Consider the following 2,368-nt stretch of genomic DNA (forward strand, 5'->3'; position numbering starts at 1 on the left):
ACCTTCCACCGAACGTCACCCTGAAACAAGTTCAGGGTGACGTTCGGTGGAAGGTCAGCGAGCATTACCCACTATTCCGCGCACACCCCAATCCACATGTCTCGCGGCATCTCGATGCGGATCGGGGGGCCGCCCTTGGGTTCGGGGATGCCGTCATACCAGAGCGAGCGGGCGAGGTCGGGCATGAACACGCCGAGCGGGGCGGGGCTGTCCAGCATCGGGGGTTCGGCGACATATTTCAGGCCATTGGGCTCGCCGATAAAGGCGTGGAAATAGAGCTCCTCCTCGCCCTCTTCCTGCGGCAGCATCTGCGGCGGGCTCTGCGCATCGCCCAGGCCATCGACCGGGATCAGCGTGGTCGAGCCGAAGCCGTTCGAACCGGTGAAGGTGAAATACTGGCGGAAGATGAGCTTATCGTCCTCGTCCTTCTGCTCGAGCACCGCGACCAGGTCCGACTGCGCGCTCGGCGGCAGCGCGGGCTTTTCGAAATGCAGCGAGAAGCGCGTCGGCCAGGGCGAATGATAGCTGGCCTTGAGGATCGGGCAGGCCAGCGGCTTGACCTGCACCGCCGCCGCCGGGTTGATCTCCAGCGTATCGATGGCAAGCCGGTCGCCCACGATCTTGAAGCTGGCATAGGCGTCCCCCGCGGTCGGGCAGCAATTGGCGTCGGTGTCGCGCCAGAGCGAGAACGAGCTGCTGATACCGTACAGGCTATATTCGACGCCCTTCCACAGCCCCAGCCCCCTGGGCAGCCGCGTGCGCAGTTCCTCCTTCCAGCCGTTCATGCCGATATTGGCCCAGCCATCGCCGCGCAGCAGGTAGAGCGTGTCGGCATTGCCCTCCCCCGTCCCGGCGGTGCGCGCGGGCATGTGCAGCATCAGCTTCTCGCCGTCGTCGATCAGCAGCGGGGTCGAGGCCTCGCCTTCGGTGGTGGTAAAGCCGATCAATTGCGGCGCAGCGCCGGTAATGTCCCAGGCGACCGCGGCGCGCAGCAGGATGCCGCCGCCCGGCTCCAGCCCGCTCATATATTGCCAAGCGACCGAACGCCGGCGCCCCTCCTCGCCCGCGTTGAGGACACCGGCGGATTCGACGACGCAGTTCTCGACCGCCGCGATCTGGCAGGCTTTCGCGAAGTCCGGTCCGAACCCGGCGGGGGCGCGGATCGACGCGGCAAGCTTGGTCAGCCCCTCGATCTCGCTCTTCACATAGCCCAGGCTCTCGATGATCAAATCCGCATTGGCGGTCTGCGGGCTGTCATCCTCGCTATATTCGAAGCCCCGGCGCAGATCGGCGAGCGCCTCGTCGTGCCGTTCGGCGATCACCGCCTTGCGCGGATCGACCTTCTGCCAGGCCTTGAACGCCGCCTCGACATCGGCCCAGCCCGAGGCGATTGCGCGATCGGCGCATAGCGCCTTCGCGTTGAGCGTGCGGTCGGGACACGGCGCGGCGGGGCTTGAAGCCGCGAGCAAAAGGGCGGGCAGCAGGATCACGAAACACTCCAGTCAGGCGCGACCCTGCCAGCCCTGTTTTCAGCAAATTGCCGCCGAAATCAACGCGTTTCGGCGGCGGGTGATTACTTGCCGGTCCAGTTCGGCGCGCGCTTCTGGGCGAAGGCGGCAGCGCCCTCCCGTGCGTCCTGCGAGGTCATCACCGGACCGACGATTTCCTGCTGCTTCGCCCACATTTCCTCGTCGCTCCAGCCGCGCGATTCGACGATCACCTGCTTGGAAACGCGCACCGCGAGCGGGCCGTTGGCGCTGATCTTGTGCGCCAGTTCGAGCGCGCCGTCGATCGCCGGACCTTCGACCACGCGGTTGACGAAGCCGATCTCGTAGCCGCGCTGGGCAGAGATGAAATCACCGGTCAGCGCCAGTTCCATCGCGATGCGCGGCGGGATCTGGCGCGGCAGGCGCATCAGGCCGCCGGCGGCGGCAGCGAGGCCGCGCTTGGTTTCGGGAATGCCGAACTGCGCACCGCTATTGGCGACGAGCAGGTCACAGGTGATCGCGACCTCCATGCCGCCCGCCAGCGCATAGCCATCGACCGCAGCGATGAGCGGCTTCTTCGGCGGCGACTCCACGAAACCGGCGAAGCCCTTGCCCTTCACCATCGGCATCTCGCCGGTGAGAAAGGCTTTCAAGTCCATACCCGAGCAGAAGGTGCCGCCCGCCCCCTTGATGATGCCCACGCGCAAGTCGTCATTGGCATCGAGCTCTTCCATCGCGGCGGCGACGCCTTCGGCCACCGCGCGGTTGACCGCATTCTTGGCCTCGGGCCGGTTGATGGTGATGATGAGGACGCCATCGTCGGCGAGGGTCAACACTTCGGACATGCAAATTCTCCCTGAAAAGCCCCTCACCTTTAGGGG

The 2,368-nt window shown here is 65.9% G+C and carries 2 protein-coding genes; both read right to left on the reverse strand.

Features of this window, described 5'->3' with window-relative positions; all coding sequences use genetic code 11:
• Nucleotides 1-71 precede the first annotated feature (71 nt).
• Nucleotides 72-1,490, reverse strand: coding sequence for a hypothetical protein (locus tag AX735_RS07035; RefSeq protein ID WP_066277764.1), 1,419 nt, complete (start codon nucleotides 1,488-1,490; stop codon nucleotides 72-74).
• Between the two features lie 83 nt (nucleotides 1,491-1,573).
• Nucleotides 1,574-2,332 carry a crotonase/enoyl-CoA hydratase family protein gene (locus AX735_RS07040; protein ID WP_066277770.1) on the reverse strand — a complete coding sequence of 253 codons (759 nt, stop codon included), beginning with the start codon at nucleotides 2,330-2,332 and terminating at the stop codon, nucleotides 1,574-1,576.
• Between the last annotated feature and the right edge of the window lie 36 nt (nucleotides 2,333-2,368).

Origin of the sequence: Blastomonas sp. CCH1-A6 (assembly GCF_001556365.1) — a bacterium.
GTDB lineage: Bacteria > Pseudomonadota > Alphaproteobacteria > Sphingomonadales > Sphingomonadaceae > Blastomonas > Blastomonas ursincola.

What these genes read in the sequence shown, in the direction of transcription:
- AX735_RS07040 (WP_066277770.1), bottom strand. Translation starts at nt 2,332, where the DNA reads ATGTCCGAAGTGTTGACCCTCGCCGACGATGGCGTCCTCATCATCACC.